This window comes from Pseudomonas sp. Pseusp18 (assembly GCF_059506005.1).
Map to the genome: position 1 here is coordinate 4,161,709 of NZ_CP169240.1, position 23,413 is coordinate 4,185,121.

At 60.5% G+C, this 23,413-nt stretch carries 26 protein-coding genes; 12 read left to right on the top strand and 14 right to left on the bottom strand.

Going from position 1 to position 23,413, the window contains the following annotated elements; translation table 11 throughout:
* Positions 1-60: 60 nt before the first annotated feature.
* Complete coding sequence (locus ACEN9A_RS18595; RefSeq protein WP_019648497.1) at positions 61-984, bottom strand: LysR family transcriptional regulator; 924 nt, start codon at positions 982-984, stop codon at positions 61-63.
* A gap of 47 nt (positions 985-1,031) precedes the next feature.
* Positions 1,032-2,027 (bottom strand): MBL fold metallo-hydrolase, encoded by a 996-nt coding sequence (locus ACEN9A_RS18600; RefSeq protein ID WP_258669326.1) that lies wholly within the window; start codon positions 2,025-2,027, stop codon positions 1,032-1,034.
* A gap of 289 nt (positions 2,028-2,316) precedes the next feature.
* Here ACEN9A_RS18600 and ACEN9A_RS18605 point away from each other — a divergent pair, with 289 nt between their 5' ends.
* Positions 2,317-2,778, top strand: a complete 462-nt coding sequence (locus ACEN9A_RS18605; RefSeq protein WP_258669335.1) for a helix-turn-helix domain-containing protein — start codon at positions 2,317-2,319, stop codon at positions 2,776-2,778.
* Between the two features lie 99 nt (positions 2,779-2,877).
* Here ACEN9A_RS18605 and ACEN9A_RS18610 read toward each other — a convergent pair whose 3' ends face one another.
* Together ACEN9A_RS18610 and ACEN9A_RS18615 are read right to left on the bottom strand one after the other, a co-directional pair.
* Positions 2,878-3,702: an alpha/beta fold hydrolase gene (locus ACEN9A_RS18610; RefSeq protein ID WP_258669338.1), complete on the bottom strand. Its 825-nt coding sequence runs from the start codon at positions 3,700-3,702 to the stop codon at positions 2,878-2,880.
* Between the two features lie 32 nt (positions 3,703-3,734).
* Entirely contained in the window at positions 3,735-4,310 is a 576-nt protein-coding gene (locus ACEN9A_RS18615) for a flavodoxin family protein (RefSeq protein ID WP_019648494.1), read from the bottom strand.
* A gap of 343 nt (positions 4,311-4,653) precedes the next feature.
* Between ACEN9A_RS18615 and ACEN9A_RS18620 the strand changes: the two genes are divergently transcribed.
* Positions 4,654-7,458 carry an ATP-binding protein gene (locus tag ACEN9A_RS18620; protein ID WP_258669342.1) on the top strand — a complete coding sequence of 935 codons (2,805 nt, stop codon included), beginning with the start codon at positions 4,654-4,656 and terminating at the stop codon, positions 7,456-7,458.
* Here ACEN9A_RS18620 and ACEN9A_RS18625 read toward each other — a convergent pair.
* Complete coding sequence (locus tag ACEN9A_RS18625; RefSeq protein ID WP_258669345.1) at positions 7,423-8,901, bottom strand: ATP-binding protein; 1,479 nt, start codon at positions 8,899-8,901, stop codon at positions 7,423-7,425. The genes ACEN9A_RS18620 and ACEN9A_RS18625 overlap by 36 nt on opposite strands.
* A gap of 185 nt (positions 8,902-9,086) precedes the next feature.
* Positions 9,087-10,037, bottom strand: a complete 951-nt coding sequence (locus ACEN9A_RS18630) for a GlxA family transcriptional regulator (protein ID WP_258669348.1) — start codon at positions 10,035-10,037, stop codon at positions 9,087-9,089.
* 226 nt (positions 10,038-10,263) lie between these two features.
* Between ACEN9A_RS18630 and ACEN9A_RS18635 the strand changes: the two genes are divergently transcribed.
* Positions 10,264-10,986, top strand: coding sequence for a pirin family protein (locus tag ACEN9A_RS18635; RefSeq protein ID WP_258669351.1), 723 nt, complete (start codon positions 10,264-10,266; stop codon positions 10,984-10,986).
* A gap of 266 nt (positions 10,987-11,252) precedes the next feature.
* Here the strand turns inward: ACEN9A_RS18635 and ACEN9A_RS18640 are convergent, their stop codons facing one another.
* The 3 genes from ACEN9A_RS18640 to ACEN9A_RS18650 all read right to left on the bottom strand — a co-directional run bounded on the left by ACEN9A_RS18640 (position 11,253) and on the right by ACEN9A_RS18650 (position 13,332).
* The gene (locus tag ACEN9A_RS18640; RefSeq protein ID WP_258669354.1) at positions 11,253-12,071 is read right to left on the bottom strand and encodes a helix-turn-helix transcriptional regulator; all 819 of its coding nucleotides are present in this window, start codon (positions 12,069-12,071) and stop codon (positions 11,253-11,255) included.
* Between the two features lie 5 nt (positions 12,072-12,076).
* Positions 12,077-12,616, bottom strand: a complete 540-nt coding sequence (locus ACEN9A_RS18645) for a kinase inhibitor (protein ID WP_026331779.1) — start codon at positions 12,614-12,616, stop codon at positions 12,077-12,079.
* Between the two features lie 122 nt (positions 12,617-12,738).
* Positions 12,739-13,332 (bottom strand): NUDIX domain-containing protein, encoded by a 594-nt coding sequence (locus ACEN9A_RS18650; RefSeq protein WP_018925541.1) that lies wholly within the window; start codon positions 13,330-13,332, stop codon positions 12,739-12,741.
* 259 nt (positions 13,333-13,591) lie between these two features.
* On the opposite strand from ACEN9A_RS18650, the gene ACEN9A_RS18655 reads away from it, so the two are divergent.
* Positions 13,592-14,020 (top strand): GNAT family N-acetyltransferase, encoded by a 429-nt coding sequence (locus ACEN9A_RS18655; RefSeq protein ID WP_258669356.1) that lies wholly within the window; start codon positions 13,592-13,594, stop codon positions 14,018-14,020.
* Positions 14,021-14,164: 144 nt separating this feature from the next.
* Here ACEN9A_RS18655 and ACEN9A_RS18660 read toward each other — a convergent pair whose 3' ends face one another.
* On the bottom strand, positions 14,165-14,515 hold the full coding sequence (locus tag ACEN9A_RS18660; RefSeq protein ID WP_007941140.1) for a hypothetical protein: 351 nt from the start codon (positions 14,513-14,515) through the stop codon (positions 14,165-14,167).
* Positions 14,516-14,662: 147 nt separating this feature from the next.
* On the opposite strand from ACEN9A_RS18660, the gene ACEN9A_RS18665 reads away from it, so the two are divergent.
* From ACEN9A_RS18665 to ACEN9A_RS18700, 8 genes are all read left to right on the top strand, one after another.
* Positions 14,663-14,911, top strand: a complete 249-nt coding sequence (locus tag ACEN9A_RS18665) for a hypothetical protein (protein ID WP_007941139.1) — start codon at positions 14,663-14,665, stop codon at positions 14,909-14,911.
* Between the two features lie 18 nt (positions 14,912-14,929).
* Positions 14,930-15,259 (top strand): DUF6388 family protein, encoded by a 330-nt coding sequence (locus tag ACEN9A_RS18670; protein WP_258669359.1) that lies wholly within the window; start codon positions 14,930-14,932, stop codon positions 15,257-15,259.
* An 86-nt stretch (positions 15,260-15,345) separates the two neighbouring features.
* Complete coding sequence (gene tusD / locus ACEN9A_RS18675; RefSeq protein ID WP_258669362.1) at positions 15,346-15,738, top strand: sulfurtransferase complex subunit TusD; 393 nt, start codon at positions 15,346-15,348, stop codon at positions 15,736-15,738.
* Position 15,739: 1 nt separating this feature from the next.
* The gene (tusC, locus tag ACEN9A_RS18680) at positions 15,740-16,102 is read left to right on the top strand and encodes a sulfurtransferase complex subunit TusC (protein ID WP_028941281.1); all 363 of its coding nucleotides are present in this window, start codon (positions 15,740-15,742) and stop codon (positions 16,100-16,102) included.
* Positions 16,102-16,395: a sulfurtransferase complex subunit TusB gene (gene tusB / locus ACEN9A_RS18685; RefSeq protein ID WP_258669365.1), complete on the top strand. Its 294-nt coding sequence runs from the start codon at positions 16,102-16,104 to the stop codon at positions 16,393-16,395. The genes tusC and tusB overlap by 1 nt, the downstream gene beginning before the upstream one ends.
* Positions 16,392-16,727: a TusE/DsrC/DsvC family sulfur relay protein gene (locus ACEN9A_RS18690; RefSeq protein WP_258669380.1), complete on the top strand. Its 336-nt coding sequence runs from the start codon at positions 16,392-16,394 to the stop codon at positions 16,725-16,727. The genes tusB and ACEN9A_RS18690 overlap by 4 nt, the downstream gene beginning before the upstream one ends.
* Positions 16,724-17,725 (top strand): glycosyl transferase family protein, encoded by a 1,002-nt coding sequence (locus ACEN9A_RS18695; protein WP_258669383.1) that lies wholly within the window; start codon positions 16,724-16,726, stop codon positions 17,723-17,725. Before ACEN9A_RS18690 ends, ACEN9A_RS18695 begins: the two co-directional genes overlap by 4 nt.
* A gap of 90 nt (positions 17,726-17,815) precedes the next feature.
* Positions 17,816-18,817 carry a glutathione S-transferase family protein gene (locus tag ACEN9A_RS18700; RefSeq protein ID WP_258669386.1) on the top strand — a complete coding sequence of 334 codons (1,002 nt, stop codon included), beginning with the start codon at positions 17,816-17,818 and terminating at the stop codon, positions 18,815-18,817.
* 105 nt (positions 18,818-18,922) lie between these two features.
* Here the strand turns inward: ACEN9A_RS18700 and cysG are convergent, their stop codons facing one another.
* The 4 genes from cysG to ACEN9A_RS18720 are packed head-to-tail and all read right to left on the bottom strand — an operon-like array spanning position 18,923 to position 23,310.
* Entirely contained in the window at positions 18,923-20,317 is a 1,395-nt protein-coding gene (cysG, locus tag ACEN9A_RS18705) for a siroheme synthase CysG (RefSeq protein ID WP_258669394.1), read from the bottom strand.
* Positions 20,318-21,598 (bottom strand): serine--tRNA ligase, encoded by a 1,281-nt coding sequence (gene serS, locus ACEN9A_RS18710; protein WP_258669397.1) that lies wholly within the window; start codon positions 21,596-21,598, stop codon positions 20,318-20,320.
* 15 nt (positions 21,599-21,613) lie between these two features.
* Complete coding sequence (gene crcB / locus ACEN9A_RS18715; RefSeq protein ID WP_007941127.1) at positions 21,614-21,988, bottom strand: fluoride efflux transporter CrcB; 375 nt, start codon at positions 21,986-21,988, stop codon at positions 21,614-21,616.
* Positions 21,988-23,310 (bottom strand): replication-associated recombination protein A, encoded by a 1,323-nt coding sequence (locus tag ACEN9A_RS18720; protein WP_258669400.1) that lies wholly within the window; start codon positions 23,308-23,310, stop codon positions 21,988-21,990. Before ACEN9A_RS18720 ends, crcB begins: the two co-directional genes overlap by 1 nt.
* Positions 23,311-23,413 lie beyond the last annotated feature (103 nt).

Here is a 23,413-nt window from a genome sequence, read left to right on the forward strand (position 1 = left end):
GAAAAAAACGGATGAACGGTAAGAGCAAAAGCGCTTGCTCGCAGCACGTGTTCTGCCTGTTTACACCGCCGCAATATCCAGCGGCGCCGACATGAACTGACTGATCCGCGATCTCAACCAGCGCTCTGCTGGATCGTTGTCATGCACCCCGCTCCAGGCCATCGACAGCTGCGCCGCGTCAATGGGAAACGGCGGATCTTCCGCGCGCAACCCACACCCCTCCACCAACGCACACGCGGCGTAATCCGGCACGGTGGCGATCATCTCGGTGCCAGCGAGCAACGCGCGCAAACCACTGAATTGCGGCACGCCGAGCACCACGCGGCGGGTGCGGCCGACCTTGGCCAGGTCGAGGTCGATGTTGCCGCTCAGGTCACCGGAGAACGACACCATTGCATGGGGCCGCGCACAATACTCGTCCAGCGTCAGCGGCCCCGGGCGGTCATCGCCGCGCAGGACTTTGCAGGGGATGTCCCGCAGCTTCTTGCGCTTGGCATTGGCCGGCAGATCGGTGGTGTAGCTCACCCCCACCGAGATTTCCCCTGACGCCAGCAACGCCGGCATCAGCAGATAGTTGGCGCGGCGCACCACGACCACGATCCCCGGCGCCTCTTCCTGCAACTGGCGCAGCAACGGTGGAAACAGCCCGAACTCGGCATCGTCCGACAGCCCGATGCGAAACACATCGCAGCTGCTGGCCGGCTCGAACTCCTTGGCGCGGCTGACCGCCCCCGAGATGGTGTCCATCGCCGGTTGCAGCTCCTTGAGAATCGCCAGCGCCCGCGCCGTCGGCTCCATGCCGCGACCGTTGCGCAGCAACAACGGATCGTCGAACAAATCACGCAACCGGCCCAGCGCGGCGCTCACTGCTGGTTGGCCCATGAACAGCTTTTCGGCGACGCGGGTCAGGTTTTTTTCGAACATCAGCGCTTCGAAAATCACCAGCAGGTTCATGTCGACGCGGCGCAGATCGTTACGGTTCATGGGCACGGTTCCCCTTTGTGTTCAGTCAGGCGCAAGTGTGTCGGACTTTACTCGATCATCGGCACTTTCGCCGCTCGTTTATAAGGCCCGTACTCGATCGGTACCCACTGGAAATGCTTGTCCACTGCGGTGATATGGCCGACACCCGGAAACGGTAAATGCGCTGCCGTGACCCAGATCTTGCTGGCCGCCGCATCGCTGAACACCTTGGCACGGCTCTTGATCGCCTGCTGATTGTCGACGTCGAAACGGATCGATACCTCGGGATGCTCGAACTGCACCGCCAGGTTATGCACCAGATCACCCATGAACAGAATGCTCTGGCCTTGGGAGTTGAACCGATACGTGGTACTGCCCGGTGTGTGCCCCGCCTCCAGTTCGGCATCGACAACGCCCGGCACTGGCGACTGCCCGGCAGTAAAGGTCTTGAAGCGGCCCGCCGCGATGTAGGGCGCGGTGGAGTCCTGGGCGATCTTGAAGAATTCCCTGGCACCGGCCGGTGCCTTGACCATGGCCTGAGGGTCAAGCCAGTAATCGGCTTCCGCCTTGGCGGCGTAGACCGTGGCGTTGGCGAACACAGGCTTTTGCTGCCCATCCACCAATCCGCACACATGGTCCAGATGCAAGTGGGTGAGCAGGATGGTATCGACCTGTTCTGGCTTATAACCAGCGGCTTGCATGTTCGCCGACAATTGGCCCGCAGTGGCACCGATGCACTGCCCTGCCCCGGTATCCACCAGAATCAGTTGTTTGCCGGTATTCACCAGAAACGCGTTGAACGCGGTTTGCACCCCCGGCGTTTCAATCGAACGACGAGCCAGCAACGCGCGGATCTGGTCTTGGGTCAGCCCCTCGAGCAGTTTGGGCGACAGGTCGTTGTAGCCATCGAACAACGCCGTCACCTCGTAGTCGCCCACCGCGAGCCGGTAATAACCGGGCACCTGAGTGTTCACCTGAGCTGGCGCCTGGGCCAGGCTGATGCTGGACATCAGCGCCAATGCCAGGCCAAGTCCGCCAAGTGTGCAAACGCGGGATTGCTTCATGAGATCACCCTTGATCGAGCCAGAAAAAGCGGCCCAGTCCAGGCCGCTACACGTCGCCCATCTTGCATGACCGTGCATCCGCACGAATTGCAGCGATGTGCTCAGTTGGCGCACTTTCACCCTTAAGCCTGACTGCGGAATTAACAACGTTTAACTCGCAAGCCAAAGCCCCCGCGACCAAGAATGAAGCCTTCTGCGCAGAGCTCTTTTTCTAGAGTTTTTAGAAAAAGAAACGTGCTGACCCACCGTGCAGTGCACCCGCGCGCGCCCACCGACACGGACATTGGCCATGGCTCTCATTCAGCAAAACGCGATCAAGGCGTGTGCCATTGAAACGCAAAAAAAGACCACGGGAGGCCTTAGCCCCTGGCGTGAAAACCTGGTTAAACAGTTGATCCTCGACCACCTCGGCGAAACCCTGGAAGTGACCGAACTGGCACGGGTCTGTGCCCTGTCGCGCAGTCATTTTTCCCGTGCGTTCAAATGCAGCACCGGTGTTTCACCGCAAGACTGGATCCGACAGCAACGCATTGCCCGGGCCAAACAGTTGATCCGGAACACCGACCTGACCCTGACGCAAATCAGCCTGGAATGTGGCTTCTGCGATCAGGCACATTTCTCTCATATCTTCACCCGCAGCGAAGGCATCACACCGTTTGCCTGGCGCTGCCGTGCGATGCGTGTTCTTCCCTCTCTCAACAGCAAAAGATCGCAGCCTTCGGCAGCTCCGGGTATTCACATCACCTTGTAGGCGCTGATGAACAACAAAGATCGCAGCCCCTCGCCAACCCCCACGGGCGTTCACATAACCCTGTAGGAGCTGGCGCAGCCTGCGATCTTTTGATTTTGATCAGCCCTTGATGAACGCCAGCAGATCTTCGTTGAGTTGATCCTTGTGGGTATCGGTCAGGCCGTGCGGGGCTCCCGGGTAGACCTTCAACGTAGAGCCCTTGACCAGTTTCGCCGAGGCGATGCCCGCCGCTTCGATCGGCACCACCTGGTCGTCGTCGCCATGCACCACGAGGGTTGGCACATCGAACTTCTTCAGGTCTTCGGTGAAGTCGGTTTCAGAGAACGCCTTGATGCAGTCGTACGCATTCTTGTGGCCGGAAGCCATGCCCTGCAGCCAGAACCAGTCGATCATGCCTTGCGAAGGTTTGGCACCCGGCCGGTTGAAACCGAAGAACGGACCGCTGGCCAGATCCTTGTACAACTGCGAACGGTCGACCAAAGACGCCTGACGAATACCGTCGAACACTTCCATCGGCAGGCCGCCCGGGTTGGCCTCGGTCTTGAGCATCTGCGGCGGCACCGATGAAATCAGCCCGGCCTTGGCCACGCGTCCAGTACCGTAGCGACCGATGTAGCGCGCCACTTCGCCACCGCCAGTGGAGAAACCGAACAACACAGCGTTTTGCAGATCCAGATGCTCGATCAACTGCGCCAGGTCATCGGCGTAGGTGTCCATGTCATTGCCGAACCATGGCTGGCTCGAACGGCCGTGACCACGGCGGTCATGGGCGATGACCCGGTAGCCTTTGGAGGCCAGGAAGATCATCTGCGACTCCCAACTGTCGGCGTTTAACGGCCAACCGTGGCTGAAGACGATCGGCTGACCGGTGCCCCAGTCCTTGTAGTAAATCTCGGTGCCGTCTCGGGTAGTAAAGGTGCTCATTACGACTCTCCTGATGCATGGGTTTACGACGATTAACAAGAGGTTTGAGCCAGGCGTTCGGCCAGGCGCGCCACCCGCTCGCCCAAATGTGCGGCGGTACGGCGGTCTTCCAGTGGAGGTGCAAATTCAGGGGATTGTTCGACGTTCGATTGGGCCATCGCCCCCAGCGAACTGCCGAGTCGGTTCAACTGCCCGTCGAACAGGCCCACGCTGCTGCGCGCCGGCAGCAGGTCGAGGCCGACCCAGATCATCGAGTGCTGGGCGGCGAACACTGCCATCTGCAGCAAGGTGTTGAGCTTGTCGCCACACAGGCATCCGGAGTTGGTAAACCCGGCAGCGAGTTTGTCGCGCCAGGGCTGGGCCAGGTAGAACGAGGCGGTGGCCTCCATGAAACCCTTGAAGGCTGCCGAGGCGCTGCCCATGTAGGTCGGGGCGCCGAAGATGATTGCATCGGCACGGTGCAAGCGTTCCCAGTGGTCGTCCACTTCCTCCACCGGAATCAGCCAACAGGTGCTGCCCAAGTGTCGTTCTACCCCCAGGCCCACGGCTTCGGCCATGACCCGGGTGTGCCCGTATCCACTGTGATAGACCACCACCACGTTGCTCATTCCGGCTCCTCCAGAAGTGTTCGTCCTTTTTGCGGCACGCTTTTTGTTGCACTTTCTGTTGCAAAAAGGCCGATACCTTCGGCTACTTGAAGAAATGGATTTTTGAGCGTAGACCGGATCGGTACGAGTTAAACGTTGTTAATTTTCTGCCGTACACCCATGGCCCCGGTGTGCCGTTCACCAGCGCTGAGTCCAATAAATACGGGACCGCCGGGCACTGACGGCAAGGCCGCAGCCGTTGCACCTGCTGCCGAGATGTATGGCGCCACGTTGCGCTGCCGAAAAAACCTCAGGAATATGCCTGGATACCGCGTGATAGACGGATGCAAGCAGGAGTGACCCGTTGACCCTTACCCCCGAACAGGCCATCCGTTTCGGCCCCTACCGGATCTACCCTGGCCAACGCCTGGTGATGGAGGCCGACCAGCCCCTGCGCCTGGGCAGGCAAGCCATGGACATTCTGTTGATGTTGCTGGAGCACGCAGGCCAGGTGGTGAGCAAGCAGCAACTGATCGCGCGGGTCTGGCCCAAAAGCGTAGTGGAAGACTCCAACCTGCGCGTGCACATGGCGGCACTGCGCAAAGCCCTTGGTGACGGTCAGGCCGGCCAGCGTTACATCATCACCGTCGCCCAGCGCGGCTACAGCTTTGTCGCGCCGTTTTCCCTGGAGTCCATCGAACAACATCCCCAAAACGACGCCAATGAACCGGGCGGCCATAACCTGCCGGTGCGCCGGACTCGCATGATCGGCCGTCAGGCGCTGGTCGACAGACTGTTGGCGCAACTCTCGCAGCAGCGTTTCATCACCCTGGTAGGCCCCGGCGGGATCGGCAAGACGACCGTGGCGCTGCGCGTCGCCGAGCAACTGATCGGTCGCTATCGAGACGGCATTCGCCTGGTGGACCTGGCACCGATCAACTGCCCTTTGATGATCGGCGCGCACTTGGCGTCAGCGCTGGGCTTGTCGTTGCATGACGCCGACCCCATAAACGGGCTCGCCACATGCTTGCGCGAACGGCAGATGCTGCTGGTCATCGACAACTGCGAACACCTGATCGATGCCATTGCGTTGCTCAGCGAAAGCATCCTGCGCGCGGCACCCCAAGTGCACATTCTGGCCACCAGTCGCGAAAGCCTGCGGGCCGAAGGCGAATACGTGCAGCGCCTGGAATCACTGGACTGCCCGCCGCCCATCGCCCTGCTCGACCGCGCTCAGGCCCTGACGTTTTCGGCGCTGCAATTGTTTGTCGAGCGGGCGATGGCCAGCCACGACAGCTTCGAACTGAGCGAAGCCGACCTGCCGCTGGCGATTGAAATCTGCCGACGTCTGGACGGCATTCCGTTGGCGATCGAACTGGCAGCGGCGCAGGTCGGCAACCTGGGTTTGAGCGGCTTGCTGTCGCAACTGCAAGACAGCTTTCGCCTGCTCGCCCAAGGCTGCCCGACCACCATGGGCCGCCATCAGACCCTGCGCGCCACGCTGGACTGGAGCTTCGAACTGCTCAATGCCTGCGAGCAGACGTGCCTGCGCCGACTGGGGATATTCCGGGGCGCTTTTACCCTGGAATCGGCGGCTGCCGTGATTGTCGGCCAGTACGTCGAGCCCGATGTGGTGTTTGCCTCGATTACCCAATTGGTGGCCAAGTCATTGCTGAACGTGGAAGTCGGCGATGAAGAAGTGTTCTACCGTCTGCTCGACACCACACGTGGCTATGCGCTGGAAAAACTCGACCAGGCCCAAGAGCTGGCGGACACCCGAGAGCGCCACGCCGAATGCTGCCTGGCCTTGATGCAGCAGGCGCAGAGTGATTGGGAACACACCCAGAGCGAGCGCTGGACCGAGCGTTACGCCCGCAACCTGGACGACATTCGTGCAGTCCTGGATTGGGGCTTGAACGCTCAAGGGCCGCAGGCCTTGGCCATCCGTCTCGCCGCGACCTCGGCACCGCTCTGGCAAGAGCTGTCGCTGCTCAAGGAATACGGCGCGTACGTGCGCAAAGCCCTGGCGTTGCTCGAAACGACGCATCAGCCCTGCCCGCGCTTGACCATGAACCTCAAGCTTGCCCTCGGCAGTTCCTGCTATCACACCCTGGGCAGTAGCGCCGAATCCGTCGAAGCCTTCGTCAGCGCCAAACACCTGGCCGAACACTGCAATGATGTGGCCGGTCAGCTCAAAGCGATTTCCGGGCACCTGGCGGTTGATCTCAGCTGCGGCCACTACCAACTGGCTCTGGAGCAGAGCCGACAATTCGAGCGGTTGAGGCCGCACGACGACGCGGTGACGGCCCTCAGCACCCAACGTTTGCGGGTCCTGGCCCTGCATTTTGCCGGGGATCAGGTACTGGCGCGGGAGAATGCCGAACAGGTCATTCAACGCCTGGCCCAGAGCGGCCAGCTCAACCGCTTCACCCATGGTTTTGGCGTGCAATACGACCAGAGCGTGGCGACCCTGACGATTCTGGCGCGCATTCTCTGGCTGCAAGGGCTTCCGGAAAAAGCCTGGCATACCGCACGACAGGCGCTCGACATCGCGATGCAAATCAATCATGGCACGTCCATCTGCTACACCCTGGCGCTGTCCGGTTGCCTGATCGCCCACTACAACGGCAACACGCCGGTCGCCCGCGAGCTCCTGGCCTTGCTGCTTGAGCAGGCGAAGAAACACTCGGTGTTGCTGTTCTACACCTGGGCCAAACATTACGCGCAGGTGATCGACGGAACTGATGCGCCCTCATCTCCGCGACCAGACACCGGGTTGATCAAGGAAATCATGGTCACTCTGGGCAGCCGTTTCATCGATGATGCGTTGCTGGAGCGGGCCGAAAACGGCGCGGCGGGCTGGAGCACGGCAGAGATTCTGCGGGCCCGGGCCGACGCGTTACTGGCAGAGGATTGCCCGAGCAGTGCTGACGCGGCCGAGGCGGTGCTGCTCAAGGCTTTAGCCGTGGCAAAAACCCAGGGAGCGCTGGCCTGGGAACTGCGCAGCGCCACATCACTGGCCCTGCTGTGGCAGCGTCAGGGCCACTTCCGGCAAGCCCATGAGCTGCTGGCGCCGATTTACCAGCGCTTCACCGAAGGCTTCGCCACACCGGACCTGATAAAAGTCCGGCGGTTACTCGGCGAGTTGCAGCACCACCTGTCCGACTGATGTCCAGTGGGCCCGGCTGATGTAGCGCTCATAACGCAGTTCGAAGGCACGCAAGTAACCGCTGTGTTCGAGCTTCTCCAAAGCGTAGGTGCGCGTGGTATTGAGGAAGCGGTAGCGGGTCACACCGTTACCCTGCTCCACCGACAGCAGCGATGTATTCGCCAGACTCTCCACCACACTGACCAGGCTAGCAGGCAGCAGCATCGCGTCACTGATCACGCCAATCGCCGCGTCCAGCGTAAACGCCATCTTGAACACCGCCAGCCGCTGCAACACGATCTGCTCCAACGGACTCAGCCGTTCATAGCTCCAGTCCAACGCCGCTTTGAGATTCTGATGCCGTGGCACGGCGGTGCGTCGACCTTGGCTCAACAGTTGTAAACAGTTGCCGAGTTGCGCTTGCAACCCCACCAGCGCCAGTGCATCGATTTGCGCCGCCGCCAGCTCAATGGCCAGGGGCAAGCCATCCAGCCGACGACAGATTTCACGCACAGCCTTCAGATCCTGTTGGCGCAAAGCAAACCCTTGCTGACGGGCTCGGGCGCGGCTGACCAGCAGCTGCACCGCTGAATACCCCATGGCCTCGGCCACGCTATATATCGCCGAGGCTGGCGGCACCGTCAGGGCGGGTAACCGCAGCAGCGTTTCCCCCGCTGCTCGCAGCGGTTCGCGACTGGTGGCGAGGATCGACAATCGAGGCGCCGAGGCCAACAGATCGTCCACCACTGTCCTGCAACGTTCGAGCAGGTGTTCGCAGTTGTCGAGCACCACCAAGGCATGCCGTTGCGCCAACGCGTTTGCGCCGATGTCCAGTTCCAGGGTGCGCGACAGATGATCGACAAGCTGCGACGGGTCATCGATGGCCGCCAGGTCAACCATCCAGACACCATCCCGATAGTGCTGCAACAGCAACTCGGCCACGCGCAACGCCACGGTGGTCTTGCCAATGCCAGCAGGGCCGATCAGGGTCATGAAGCGTCGAACCGGCAACTGCCGAACCACGCTGCCGACGATCGAGTCGCGACCGATCACCGGTGTGAGCCGCGCAGGCAGGTTGTGTTGAGGCTTGTGCACGGTTTCGAGCAGCACCGGCGTGCCCGCCCGATCGTGCTGCACCGGGGCGATGAAGCTATAACCGCGCTGGGGAATATTAACGATATAGGGCTGCCCGTTCGGCCCATCGCCGAGCGCTCGACGCAGGGCGGCGATATGGACGCGCAGGTTGATTTCCTCGACCACCGACGTTGGCCAGACGCGGGCAATCAGCGTCTCTTTGCTGACCACCGCACTGGCGTGCTCGATCAGCACCTGCAAAATTTCCAGGGCTCGCCCACCCATGCGCAGCGGCCGATCACCGTCCAGGATCAGCCGCTGATGCGGGTGGAACGCATAGGGCCCGAACCGTACCACTATGTCGCTGTTTATGTTTCTGAGGCTGTTCATGCACGTTCATGCGCTGAAAACCTGGCTCGGCTCAAGGAACTTCAAGCTCCATCGAACCCGCCCATCCAGGCTCCCGCACCTCCAAAAAAAGAGTTCACGGGTATCTTGGCAGGCATGGGTGACGGTACAACGGCCATGGGAGGAGCATCACGGTCATCGCGGTGCGCACAACGGACAACAGCGCGTTAACTGAACTGCTCGCGGTACTGGGTGGGGGTCAGGCCGAGCTTTTCACTAAACAGAAAGCGCATATGGCGCACGCTGCCGAAGCCACTTTTATAGGCCACGGTCTTGAGCGGCAGCTCGCTGGTTTCCAACAGATTCCTGGCGTGATCGATGCGCGCGCTTTGCAGAAACTCCATCGGCGTCATATTCACTTCCCGAGTGAAAACCCTGGCGAAGTGCCGCGCACTCATGTTCACCAGACTGGCCATACGCTCAATACCGAACGCTTCGTCGAGGTGCTCGAGCACATGGTTCTGCACCCGGGTGACTGGCGTTTCCTGGGGGCCCACCGCGGCCATCAACGGACTGAACTGCGCCTGCCCGCCCTGGCGTTTCATCACTACCAGCAGCACTTTGGCCACATCCTGGGCGACTTTCTTGCCGTGGTCCTGGGCAACCACCGCCAGCGCCAGGTCGATGCCGGCGGTGACACCGCCGGAAGTGATGAGGTTGCGGTCCTGCACGAAAATCTGATCGGTCTCGACGATGGCCTTGGGGAAGCCTTTGATCAGTCGTTCGGTGTAATGCCAATGAGTGGTCACGCGAAAGCCGTCCAGCAATCCGGCATGCCCAAGCACGAACGCGCCGGTGCAGATCGACCCGTATCGGTTCGCACGGCTGACGGCACCCTGAAGCCAGTTGAGCAGCGGCGGATGCTTTTCGTTGTAAGCCCCCGGCCCGCCCGGCACCAGCAGCACGTCATAGTGCCCGTTCGCCTGATCGATGTGCAGATCGGCCTGGACGCTGACGCCATTGGAGGCCCGCAATGCGCCCTGCTCGGTGCCGATGGTCAACAGCTCGTATCGGTCCGCCGGTTGCAGATAACGATTGGCGATGGAAAACACTTCCATGGGACCGGCCATGTCGAGCAGGAGAAAGTCTGGGAACAACACCATTGCCACGGTTTTCATGGATTCAAAGTCACTAATAGAGAACTGTTCAATACCACTGCGCCGCCCACAGGTCTGGCGCCCGGCATTATGGCCACATGTAACAACAAGCATACATGAACCCGCTCACATAACTGTCAACCTGCAAGAGACAGTATTTCAATTTTCATCTACTTATTGCACTTAAGCGTAACCATTAACCTTCTCCTCACTCGGACGAATTCACGTCCTGACAGGAGATTTCATAATGCTGACCCTTCGCAAAGCTTCGGATCGCGGCGCGGCCAATCACGGTTGGTTGAAGTCGTTCCATACCTTTTCCTTTGCCAACTACCGCAACCCGCGGGAACAGGGTTTTTCCGACCTGTTGGTGATCAACGACGACCGCGTGGCCGCCGGCAAAGGCTTTGGCCAGCACCCTCACCGCGACATGGAGATTTTCTCCTACGTGCTCGAAGGCGCGCTGGAACACAAGGACACGCTGGGCACCGGTTCGGTGATCCGCCCTGGCGACGTGCAATTGATGAGCGCCGGCAGTGGCGTGGCGCACAGTGAATACAACCACTCATCGACACGCCCGGTGCACTTCCTGCAAATCTGGATCGTGCCCGACGTCAGCGGCGCCAAACCGCGTTATCAGCAAGAGCATTTCAGTACCCAGAAAAAACGCGGCCGCTTGCAGCTGATCATCTCCCCGGACGGGGCCAACGGTTCGCTGAAAGTCCGGCAGGATGCGCGAGTGTATGCCGGCCTGTTCGACGGCAAGGAAAGCGCCACGCTGGAACTGGCCGCCGATCGCTACGCTTATGTGCATGTGGCGCGGGGCAGTGTCGAATTGAACGGTATGCAGCTGCGCGAAGGCGACGGCGTACGGGTTCGTGAAGAACGGGTGCTGACCTTGAGCAATGGCGTGGACGCCGAGGTGCTGGTGTTTGATTTGCGGCCGCAAGAGTTGCCGGAAATGCCGTGATCCCCTTGTTCCAGCGCGCAAAAAAAACGGCCTGATCAAGGCCGTTTATGGGCTCTGATCGCGCCCAACCCTGTGGCGAGGGGGCTTAACCCCGTTCGGCTGCGAAGCAGTCGTAAACCGGTGCATGCGATGTACCTGAAAACATGCAATTGCGGGGGTTTGGGGCCGCTTCGCGACCCAACGGGGGCAAGCCCCCTCGCCACAGATAACGGCGCAAGCAAGCACGCTCGCCAAAGAACGCACAGTTTCACCGCGCACAGGAATACCTAAATCGTCGCCCGCAATTCCCGTGGCGACAGGCCATAGTGTGAGCGAAAGCGCACGGCAAAACGTGAGGCCGAGGCGTAGCCGCTGGCGCCGGCAATTTCACCGATGGGCCGAGAAGTGGTTTGCAACCATTGCAGCGCCGTTGCAAGTCGAACACTTTCCAGAATATTCCTGAAACTGCTCCCCTCATTGGCCAGTTGGCGCCGCAACGTCGACTCACCAAGGTTCAGGTGTTGTGCAACGCTCGCAACCGTCCAGTCGCTCTCAGGGCTGCCCATCAGCAACTGCTGCACACGTTCGCACAGTGGATCATTGCGATCCGTCAGCAGCGGTCCGGCGTGGCCATTGAGGCCCAGGCTGAGCAGAACCGCTTCCCCATAGTGGGTGCGCAATGCATCCGGAGCGTTCGCATTGATGGCGGCCAATAACTGCTCCCATGCCTGCGTCGTATGCCTGTCCAGAGGCACACACAGATCTGTCTTCGGGGCACGGTGACCACTCATGATCTGCCGGCCATATCGACTGCTGAAGTTGCGCAGTGTCGAAGCGGGAAAGGTCACGACATCAGCGATGTAGTGACCATGAAGGCCGGGGAAGTTCGAGATGCCAAGCTCGCGCCCGGCCGGCATAAGGATCAAGTGTTGCGGCCCTGCACGCATCTCCCGGTCATCCCATTGCAACAGCTTTTCCCCCTGCCGCACTCGACACAAGGTGGTCGCGAAGATCGGCACCCGTTGCAAGGTATGAGGCTGCCGCGCCCGGATGACACACGCATCGATAATGTTTTCCCGGTGCTGGATGCCGTCACAAGGGCGCATCGTTCTTAACGTCCGTAAGTTGAAGTGATGGTCGCTTTGGCCAAGGCGTTGGCATTGAGCATATAGCCCACCAAGGCTCCGCTGGCCTGGCTGTCGAGTGGCAGCTTATCGACTTTCAACGCCCATACGGTGAATTGATAGCGATGGGGCTTATCTCCCACAGGAGGGCACGCTCCGCCAAATCCCGGTTGGCCATAATCGGTTCGTCCTTGTACGGCACCGGCAGGCAGGTTCGAACCGACCCCGCTTGGCAGACTTTTGGTTGAAGCCGGTAAGTTGACCACCGTCCAATGCCACCAGCCGCTGCCGGTCGGCGCATCAGGGTCATAGACCGTGATTGCGTAACTTTTAGTCTCCGCCGGGGCGTTGGACCAGGACAGTTGCGGAGACGTATTTCCCCCTTCACAACCGAAACCCTGGAATACCTCGCGACTGGTCAGCGGGCGATTTTCAGCAATATCCTGGCTCGTCAGCGAGAAGTCGGCTGCGTGCCCAGTGAGGACGACCCCCATGGACAATGCGGATAGGATAATTCGAATGTTCATCGTGACCTCATCGGTGTCTTGGCGTGAAGCACGAGTCTAGAGAGAGCGCTGGGCGATTACTGTGCCGAAACGCTCGACCATTGTGCCTGAACGCTCTCTCGATCCAGGCACACCCCGCCGACTCAGACCGGTCCGAAAATGTCCTTCATCGCCGCATACTGCAGCAGCATGATGGTCTTGGCATCGCAGATCTCCCCGCGATAAAACGCCTCAAGGGCGTCGTCGAATTTCCACTCCAGCACTTCCAGTTCTTCGGTTTCGTCTTCCAGCCCACCGCCCTCGCTGACCTTTGAAGACGCGTCGTATTCGGCGATAAAGAAATGCAGTTTCTCCGTGACCGAACCGGGGCTCATGTAGGACTCGAACACCTTCTGCACATGGTGGACGCGATAGCCGGTTTCCTCTTCGGCTTCAGCGCGAATGCGCTCTTCAGGCGCAGCGCCTTCCAGCAGCCCCGCCGCCACTTCAATCAACAAACCATCATGGCCGTTGACGAACACCGGCAACCGGAACTGGCGAGTCAGCACGACAGTTTTTTTCTCGCGGTTGAACAGCAGAATCGCCGCGCCGTTGCCACGGTCGTAGACCTCGCGGCTCTGGCGCTGCCAGTCGCCGTTGTTGCGCAGGTAATCGAACGTGATTTTCTTCAGCAGATACCAGTTGTGGGACAACACCTGGGACTCGATGATGTTGACCCGCTCGGCTGTGTTCGACATGACAATTCATCCTTATTTTCGTCAGAGGGCGTCCATGTTAGGCGAAAACAGAAAAGCCCGGCATGGTTGCCGGGCCTCTTTTTTTAACGCTTTGTCCAATCCTTCAGAACGTGTTGATTCAGAGGGTTGGAGTTACTAGAAATCCAATTGGACTACACGCCAAAGTAACAAATGATTGTGTGCTTCAGGTCAGCGGCCCGAGAGTTCCAAACAAACTACGATCGCGATAGGCTCTCTCTTTGCCATATGGATGTAGCCCATGACCCTGCGAATTGAACTGTCGGAAAACGCCACCCAGGAAGAACGCGAAGCGATCCTCACACCGCTGCGCGCCTACAACGCCTCAAAAGCCGGGCCCACGGTGTCAGAGCAGATTGCCTTGTTGGTGCGCGATGACAACGACGAGATTCTCGGCGGGCTTTATGGCCGAGTGTTTTATCGGTGGTTTTTCATTGAATTGTTGTCGGTACCGGACCAGGCACGGGGACAAGGGCTGGGTTCGAAGCTGATGCAGATGGCCGAAGACCTGGCGCGGGAGAAAGAGTGCATCGGGATCTGGCTGGACACCTTCGACTTCCAGGCGCCGGAGTTTTACAAGAAACACGGCTACAGCGAGCTGGGGCAGATTGCCGATTACCCGCCGGGCCATAAGCGCTTCTTTTTCCAGAAGCGTTTGATGGATTTGTAAGCTTCGGTTTTTGGGGTGCCTTAAAAGATCGCAGCCTCGTTTCACTCGACAGCTCCTACACAGCTCCTACATGGGTTTTGTATTCCCCTGTAGGAGCTGTCGAGTGAAACGAGGCTGCGATCTTTTCTGGATCTTCGATCTTGCTTACAAACAGGTCGCCAACGCCGCCAAACGGCGCTTGGCGACAAAATCATCATGCTGGGCGTAGTAGCTCAAGGCCGTGCCTGAAGCATCGCTGGTCACGTCCACGAAAGATTCGGCCGAACGGGTGTAGACCGTCGAGCCGCCCTTCTTGCCCGGCTGCAAATACGCACCGGCATCGACGCCGAACACCGCCTCGTCCTGCCAGGCAAACTGCACGCACTGGGCGACGACTTTTTCCGGTTTGTCCGAGGTCAGGGTTTTGTACGGGGTTTTGGTGCGGGCGTCGTTCATCGCCGATCCGGCGCAGCCCGCCAGCAAGGTTGCGGCCAGCGCCACCATCAGAATTCGCATTGCGTTCGCTCATCAGGAAAAAGCGGACTTTACCACCGCGGCGCGGCGTATCGTTCTGCTTTACTTCATTTATACCGCGACACCGCGCAACGATTCGCGCACCCTGTCGCGCCGATATCGTCGCATCGCCCATTTTTCAGGAAAGCCATGACACCCAACGCCGAGTTCTACAAACCGTCCACCGACTACGCCGACAAACTGATCAGCCAGATCGGTCAGACGCCGGCCTGGATCGCCAAGCGAATTGGCGTCACCGACAAGCGGATTCGCTACATTCTCGACGGCGAAAGAACCGTCAAAGGCGAAACCACGCCGATCCAAATGACCTACACCGAGCAGTTTGCCCTCGAGTGCCTGGCCGCGGCTGCCAAGGCGAGCAAAAAGCAGTCTTCGTAATCCCCTCAAGGAGTGACCATGGCGGCAACCGAACAGCAACACGAACAGGCGCTGAGAAAATTCCTCGATGAACGCCCTGAGCTGCGTCTTGAGCTAGACAATCTCAATCCCCTGCTCGCCCAGGCCAAAGGCGAGACGATGGCGCAGTACCGCGACGAACGCTTGCATGAAGCGTTCGAAGCCGAGGCCGAGCGCCTGGGTTTGTTTGCCTGGGAGCTGACACTGCAATTGACCGCCGCCACGCCTGAGGATTACCACGCCCAACGCCTGGAGGTGCACAAGGAAGTTGCCGAGATGGCCGGTATGGACTGGCTTGAGTATTGCGAGTTGTATGGGCTGACCAAGTAACCGTCGCAATCTCACCTACCCAAAGCCCTTCGCCGCCCTGCCGATAAAGCTTTATCATGGCCGCAGTTTTGCTGATCGAGTCCGTCATGAAATTCGCCATTGCGCTGTTTTCCGCCGCCCATGCGCCCTCCTCGCGCCGAGCCTTGCTGTTCGCCCAAGCCGCGCTGGCCAGCGGACATGAGATTGTCCGGCTGTTTTTCTATCAGGATGGCGTCTACAACGCGTCCGGCAGTGTGGTCACGCCTCAGGATGAGCAGGACTTGCCGAAACAATGGCGCACCTTTGTCAGCGAGCATCAACTCGATGGCGTGGTCTGCATCGCCGCCGCCCTGCGTCGTGGCGTGCTGAACGAGGAAGAAGCCCAGCGCTATCAGCGTGAAGCGGTCGCAGTGGGCGCGCCGTGGGAATTGTCCGGCCTTGGCCAGTTGCATGACGCGGTGCAGGACGCTGACCGCCTGATCTGTTTCGGAGGCGCGTGAGATGGCTAAATCCTTGCTGATTATCAGCCGTCAGGCGCCGTGGTCCGGGCCGAATGCGCGGGAAGCGCTGGACATTGTATTGGCCGGCGGTGCTTTCGATTTGCCAATCGGCCTGCTGTTTCTCGATGACGGCGTGTTCCAGCTCGCTGCGAAACAGGACGCCAAGGCGTTGCAGCAAAAAGACCTGAGCGCCAACCTGCAAGCCTTGCCGATGTTCGGCGTCGAAGACCTGTTCGTATGCGCTGACAGCGTAGCGGCCCGAGGCCTGGACCCCAAAGGTCTGTCGCTTGAAGAAGCCCGGGTACTGAGCGCCCAGGACATCACCGCCCTTATTGACCGTTACGACCAGGTGATCACCCTCTGATGTCGACTTTGCATGTGTTGTCTCATTCCCCTTTCGGCGACGAGCGCCTGAGCAGTTGCCTGCGCGTGATCGGCCCCAACGATGCGCTGCTGCTGAGTGGCGATGCGGCCTATGCCTTGCAGCCAGGCACCGCGCCATTCAGCTCTTTGCATGCTCGCAACCTGAAACTGTTCGTACTGGCCGAAGACGCACAGGCCCGTGCTGTGCAAGTTCCGGACTGGGCCAGTGCCATTGACTACCCGGCCTTCGTCGAACTGTCGATTCACTATGACAAGGTCAACAGTTGGCTATGAAATCCCTGACCGTTGGCGCCCGCGCCATTGAACTGGACAAGGACGGTTTCCTGGTGGAACTGAGCGACTGGTCTACCGAGGTGGCCACCGCTCTCGCCGCCGCCGAAGACATCGAGTTGAGCCAGGAACATTGGGAAATCCTCGAACTGCTGCGCAGTTTCTACGATGAATTCCAGTTGTCCCCGGCGACCCGCCCGTTGATCAAGTACACCGCATTGAAGCTCGGCCCCGACAAGGGCAACAGCCTGCACCTGAACCGACTGTTCAAAGGCACCCCTGCCAAACTCGCCGCGAAACTGGCGGGCCTGCCCAAACCGACGAATTGCTTATGACCGACTATCCAGCGCTGACCCTCGAAACGCCCGCCGAGCACCCGTTCGCCCAGTTCGTGCGGATCTTGGGCAAAGGCAAACGTGGCGCCCGTGATTTGACCCGCGAAGAAGCCCGCCAAGCCATGGGCATGGTGCTCGACGACAAGGTCGAGGACACCCAGCTCGGCGCGTTCCTGATGCTGTTGCGGCACAAGGAAGAGAGCGCCGAGGAAATGGCCGGATTCACCGAAGCCTTGCGTGAACGCCTGAATCCACCGGCGCTGGCGGTCGATCTGGACTGGCCGACGTACGCCGGCAAGAAGCGGCATTTGCCGTGGTATCTGCTGGCGGCCAAGTGCCTGGCGCAGAACGGCGTGCGCATCTTCATGCATGGCGGTGGCGCACACACGGCGGGTCGGCTGTACAGTGAACAACTGCTCGAGACGCTGAACATACCGTTGTGCCGCAACTGGCAGCAGGTCGGTGCGGCACTCGATCAGGGCGGCCTGGCGTTCATGCCATTGGTGGACTGGGCCCCCCAGCTTCAGCGAATGATCGACCTGCGCAACACCCTGGGCCTGCGCTCGCCGATCCATTCCCTGGCGCGGATTCTCAACCCATTGGGCGCCCGTTGTGGCCTGCAAAGCATTTTCCACCCCGGCTACCAGGCGGTGCATCGCGATGCCAGCGGTCTGCTCGGGGACACGGCAATCGTCGTCAAGGGCGATGGCGGCGAGATTGAGATCAACCCGGACGCCGACAGTCACCTGTATGGCACCACCGGCGGCGAAAGCTGGGATGAAGAATGGCCGCAGCTGTCGAGCCAGCGCCACGTCAAACCGGCGAGCCTGGATCCCGAGCACTTGAAAGCCGTATGGCGTGGCGATGTGGTCGACAGCTACCCGCAGATGGCGCTGATCTCGACCATGGCCCTGGCCTTGCGCGGCCTCGGCCAGCCTCGCGACCAAGCCTTCGAAACCGCCCAGCAATATTGGGACGCCCGGGACCGATCGATTTAATCGATCATAACAGCCCAACCTTTGCGCTTTTTGTTCAAACCTATGCGCATAGACTCCTCTCCAACGCTTATAGGTTGAGGAGTCAGGCACATGGGTTTGTTAGTCGAAGGTCGCTGGCAGGATCAGTGGTACCAAAGCAGCAAGGATGGCGCGTTCCAGCGTGAACAGGCGCAGCGTCGTAACTGGCTGACCGCCGATGGCAAGCCAGGCCCGAGCGGCGTCGGTGGTTTTGCCGCCGAGGCCGGTCGCTATCACCTCTATGTGTCCCTCGCCTGCCCGTGGGCCCATCGCACGCTGATCCTGCGCAAACTCAAAGGCCTGGAAAGCCTGATCGATGTGTCGGTGGTCAGCTGGTTGATGCTGGAAAACGGCTGGACCTTCGATAAAAACCTCGGATCGACCGGCGACAAGCTCGATCATTTCAATTTCATGCACCAGCGCTACACCGCCGATACCGCCGACTACACCGGCCGTGTCACCGTGCCGGTGCTGTGGGACAAACAGACCAACCGCATCGTCAGCAATGAATCGGCGGAGATCATCCGCATGTTCAACAGTGCGTTCGATGACTTGACCGGCAATGACCTGGATTTCTACCCGGCACCGCTGCGCAGCGAAATCGACGCCCTGAACGAACGGATTTATCCGGCGGTGAACAACGGCGTCTATCGCGCCGGATTCGCCACCTCGCAACAGGCTTACGAAGAGGCGTTCGATGAGTTATTTGCTGAGCTGGATCGGCTGGAGCAGCTGCTGGGCGCCAATCGTTACCTGACGGGCGAATACCTGACCGAAGCGGATATCCGATTGTTCACCACGCTGATTCGTTTTGATGCGGTGTATCACGGCCACTTCAAATGCAATCTGCGGCGGATTGCCGATTATCCGAGCCTGTCGAACTGGCTACGGGAGATTTATCAGTGGCCCGGGATTGCCGAGACGGTGGATTTCACCCACATCAAGAACCACTACTACGGCAGCCACAAGACCATCAATCCGACCGGAATTGTGCCGAAAGGGCCGGCGCAGGATTTCAACATGGCACATGATCGGGGGCGGTTGAGCGGGAAAGGGGTTTGGCGCAAGGCCTGAGGCTTGTGCAAGATTTGAGGGCCTCTTCGCGGGCAAGCCTCGCTCCTACAGGTCGATGGAGAACCGTAGGAGCGAGGCTTGCCCGCGAATGGAGCGACTCGGTCTCTAGACCTGCGCCTGAGCCCCTTCGAACCACGCCAGTTTCTCGCGCAGTTGCACCACTTCCCCAACGATCACCAGTGTCGGCGCATGCACTTCATGTTCCGCCACCAGCCGTGGCAGGTCGGCCAGGGTGCCGGTAAATACCCGCTGATTGACCGTGGTGCCCTGCTGGATCAACGCCGCCGGGGTATCGGCCGCGCGACCGTGCTTGATCAACTGCTCGCAGATGATCGGCAAGCCCACCAGCCCCATGTAGAACACCAGGGTTTGCGCCGGCGCAACCAGGTCGGCCCACGGCAAATCGGTGGAACCGTCCTTGAGGTGCCCGGTGACAAACCGCACTGACTGCGCGTAATCGCGGTGAGTCAGCGGAATCCCGGCATACGCCGCGCAACCGCTGGCAGCGGTAATGCCCGGCACGACCTGGAACGGGATGCCATGGGCCGCCAGTTCTTCGATCTCTTCGCCGCCACGCCCGAAAATGAACGGATCGCCACCCTTCAAGCGCACCACGCGCTTGCCGGCCTTGGCCAGATCCACCAGATGCTGGTTGATCTGTTCCTGAGGCACGGCGTGATCGGCGCGGCGCTTGCCGACGTAGACCCGCTCGGCATCGCGACGGCACAAATCCAGAATCGCCGGCGCCACCAGACGGTCATACAACACCACGTCGGCTTGCTGCATCAGGCGCAAGGCGCGGAAGGTCAACAGGTCGGGATCACCCGGCCCGGCGCCCACCAGATAAACCTCGCCAGTGGCTACAGGGGCTTCGCCATTGATTTTGGCCAACATCAAGCGCTCGGCCTCGGCGCCCTGCCCGGCCAGTTGCCGGTCGGCAATCGGTCCCTGGAACACTTCCTCCCAGAACGCCCGACGCTGCTGCACATCCGGAAACAGGCCTTTGACCTGGTTGCGGAAACGCGCCGCCAGACCGGCCAGCTGACCGTAAGTGGAAGGAATCCAGGTTTCCAGCTTGGCGCGAATCAACCGCGCCAGCACCGGCGCATCGCCGCCACTGGACACGGCAATGATCAGCGGCGAACGGTCGACGATCGCCGGAAAGATCACGCTGCACAGGGCCGGCGCGTCCACCACGTTGACCGGCACGCAACGCCGATGGGCATCGGCGGAGACTTGCGCGTTCAGCGGTTCGTCGTCGGTAGCGGCGATGATCAGCCCGCAACCGTCCAGATCCGCCTCGACGTAGCCCCGCACCAGGCACTCGCCACCGCTGCCGGCTACCAGCTCACGCAATTGCGGTTCGATTTCGGGCGCGACCACTCGCAGCAGCGCACCGGCCTCGGCCAGCAGGCGGGATTTGCGCAAGGCAATCTCCCCCCCGCCGACGACCAACACACGACTGCCGCGAAGGTTATGAAACAGCGGCAGATAGTCCATTTAGCCGATGACCTCAAGGCCACCCATGTACGGCTTGAGCACTTCAGGCACGCGGATCGAACCGTCGGCCTGCTGATAGTTCTCAAGTACCGCCACCAGGGTACGACCGACCGCCAGGCCGGAACCGTTCAGGGTGTGCACCAGCTCAGGCTTGCCGGTTTCCGGGTTGCGGAAGCGCGCTTGCATGCGGCGGGCCTGGAAGTCGCCACAGTTGGAGCACGACGAAATCTCGCGGTACTTGTCCTGGCTCGGAATCCACACTTCCAGGTCGTAGGTCTTGACCGCGCTGAAGCCCATGTCGCCGGTGCACAGCGCCAGGGTGCGGTACGGCAGCTCCAGCAGTTGCAGGACTTTCTCGGCGTTGGCGGTCAGGTTTTCCAGCGCTTGCATCGAGGTCGACGGCTCAACGATCTGGACCATCTCGACTTTGTCGAACTGGTGCTGACGGATCATCCCGCGAGTGTCGCGACCCGACGCACCGGCCTCGCTGCGGAAGCACGGCGTGTGCGCCACAAACTTTATCGGCAACAACTTCGAATCGACGATTTCGCCGGCCACGATGTTGGTCAGCGACACTTCAGCAGTCGGGATCAGGTACAGGTCGGCTTCGCCGTCGCGGCTGATCTTGAACAGGTCTTCTTCGAATTTCGGCAACTGACCGGTGCCTTGCAGGGCCGGCGCTTGTACCAGATAAGGCGTGTAAGCCTCTTCGTAACCGTGTTCGTTGATGTGCAGGTTGATCATGAACTGCGCCAGTGCACGGTGCAGACGGGCGATCGGGCCGCGCAGCAGGGCGAAACGGGCGCCGGACAGTTTGGCGGCGGTTTCGAAATCCAGCCAGCCGAACTTCTCGCCCAGGGCCACGTGGTCCTGAACCGGGAAGTCGAAAGTCTTTGGCGTGCCCCAACGGCGCACTTCAACGTTGCCTTCTTCGTCATCGCCGACCGGCACCGATTCGTGCGGCAGGTTCGGAATGCCCAGCAGGATCGAATCCAGCTCGGTCTGGATCGCGTCCAGCTCGACTTTACCGGCGCTCAACTCGCCCGCCATGCGCTCGACATCCGCCATCAGCGGCGCGATGTCTTCGCCGCGCTGCTTGGCCTGGCCGATGGATTTGGAGCGCGCGTTACGTTCAGCCTGCAGAGCTTCGGTGCGGGTCTGGACGGTCTTGCGCTGTTCTTCCAGCGCTTCGATGCGCGCAACATCCAGGGCAAAGCCACGGGATGCCAGGCGGTCCGCTACGTCCTGAAGGTTGCTACGTAACAGTTTGGAATCGAGCATGTCGGTTTCTCGTTATCAAAGTTTGGTCAAGGACAGGCCAGCCCAGGTGGCGAGCAGCCCGCCGAATACGCTGATGGCCGCATAGCCCAAGGCCAGCGGCACTTGCCCGGTTTCCAGCAGGCGCACCGTATCCAGTGAAAAGGATGAAAAAGTCGTCAGCCCCCCGAGGAAGCCAACGATCAACCCGGCGCGTACCGCAAACGATACCTCCGGGCGAATCAAAAACAGGCCGTATAGAACGCCGATCAGCAAACAGCCCACGATATTAACGGCCAGCGTCGCGGTATAGAAGTGCCGCGGCCAATTCGCGTTGATCCAGTTACCGGTGGCGAAGCGCAACAGCGTGCCGGCGACACCGCCGACAGAAACCGCAACGATCAAAGGAATCACTATTTTCTCCGCTGTCGAGGGCTTAAACGGTCAAGCTGCGCGAGGTGGTTGAGCTTTTCGCCGATCTTCAGCTCCAGGCCGCGGGGCACGGGTTGATAGAACCGTTGTGGCTCCAACTCGTCCGGGAAGTAATCTTCGCCAGCGGCGTAGGCATCCGGTTCATCGTGGGCGTAACGATATTCATCGCCATAGCCCAATTGCTTCATCAACTTGGTCGGCGCATTGCGCAGGTGCAGCGGCACTTCCAGCGAACCGTGTTCGGTAGCGCTGCGCATCGCGGCCTTGAAGCCCATGTACACCGCGTTGCTTTTTGGCGCGCAAGCCAGATACGTAATGGCCTGGGCCACCGCCAATTCGCCTTCGGGGCTGCCGAGGCGCTCCTGCACTTCCCACGCCGCCAGGCACAGGCTCAGGGCGCGGGGGTCGGCATTGCCGATGTCTTCGCTGGCCATGCGCACTACGCGTCGGGCCAGGTACAGCGGGTCGCAGCCGCCATCGATCATTCGCGCGAACCAGTACAACGCGCCATCGGGGTTGGAACCGCGCACCGATTTATGCAGCGCGGATATCTGGTCGTAGAAGGCTTCGCCGCCCTTGTCGAAACGCCGACGGGTATCGCCGAGCAGGCTTTGCAGCAGTTCTACGCCGATTTCGCTGTGGTCTTCGGCCAGGTCCGAGGCATTTTCCAGCAGGTTGAGCAAACGCCGGCCATCGCCATCGGCGGCGGACAGCAGCATCTGGAAGCCCTCGTCGCTGAGGGTCAGTTGCCGCTTGCCCAGCCCGCGCTCTTCGGTCAGCGCGCGATGCACCAGCTTGCGCAGGGCGGCTTCGTCGAGGCTTTTGAGCACATAAACGCGCGCCCGGGACAGCAGCGCGTTATTGAGTTCGAACGAGGGGTTTTCCGTGGTCGCGCCGATGAAAATCAGCGTGCCGTCTTCAACGTACGGCAGGAACGCATCCTGCTGGGACTTATTGAAGCGATGTACTTCATCAACGAACAGGATGGTGCGTTTACCGTACTGCCCGGCCTGCTGCTTGGCGACTTCCACCGCCTGACGAATCTCTTTGACCCCGGCCAGCACCGCCGAAACCGTTTCGAAGTGCGCATCCGAGACTTCCGCCAGCAGCCGCGCCAGGGTGGTTTTACCCACGCCCGGCGGCCCCCAGAAAATCATCGAGTGCAGGGCACCCTGCTCCAGGGCTTCGCGCAAAGGCTTGCCGCGAGCGAGCACGTGTTCCTGACCGACGTACTCGTCCAGATTGGCCGCACGCAAACGGGCGGCCAAAGGCTGAGCAATCGGGGCACTGCGAAACAGGTCCATCACGTACTTTTAAAACCTCGAGTCAATTCTCAAGTTTGGCGAACACCCTGTGACAAGAGCAGCTACCTGTGGCGAGGGGGCTTGCCCCCGTCGGGTCGCGAAG